At 72.1% G+C, this 699-nt stretch carries 1 protein-coding gene; it reads right to left on the minus strand.

What is annotated here, in order from left to right; all coding sequences use genetic code 11:
• On the minus strand, window positions 1-654 hold a 654-nt coding region (locus C1I98_RS39470; RefSeq protein ID WP_146607953.1), incomplete at its 3' end, for an RDD family protein.
• Window positions 655-699 lie beyond the last annotated feature (45 nt).

Here is a 699-nt window from a genome sequence, read left to right on the forward strand (position 1 = left end):
CGGCGAGACGAAGGAGGCCACCTGGGCGGCGATGCGCACCCCCATCTCGTGCTGGATCTGCGGGGCGAGCTGGTGGCAGCGGGCGAGGTACTGCCGGGCGGTGCTGGCCACCTCGCCAGGGAGGGCGGAAAGCTCCAGCCCGGCGGCCCACGCGGCGAGCTGGGGCGGCATCGCGGCGGGCAGCGAACGGTCGCGCGGCCCGCGCTCGGAGATGACGACCGTGCCCGCGAAGATGTCGCCGAGGCGTTTGCCCCGCTCAGAGATCAGCGACGTGATCAGCGCCGGGGCGCCGGCGAGCAACCAGATCTCGGGCACCGCCGCCAAGGCGCGGAAGAACGCCTGCCGGAAGCGCTCCGGCCCGCCGTCGTCGCTCACCACCCGCAGGCCCATGGCGAGCTTGCCGAGGCTTCGCCCCCGTGACAGCGTCTCGAAGATGACCGGATAGCCGACCATCACCAGCGCGCTGAACAGGATGGACAGCGCCGCGAACAGGGCGGAGTCGGCGCGCAGGCCGACGTTGCCGACCATGGCGAACACGGCGTAGAGCAGCACGCCCTGCACGAGCACGTCGATGAACAGCGCCACCGCTCGGCTGGGAAGCTGGGCGAACCGCACTTCGACGACCACGGCCTCGCCGGTCACGACATCGGACACGCCAAGAAGCCTACCGACCCGCCCACCCCCCGACCGGGCAATGCG

It is taken from the genome of Spongiactinospora gelatinilytica, assembly GCF_003236385.1.
Taxonomy (GTDB): Bacteria; Actinomycetota; Actinomycetes; order Streptosporangiales; family Streptosporangiaceae; genus Spongiactinospora; species Spongiactinospora gelatinilytica.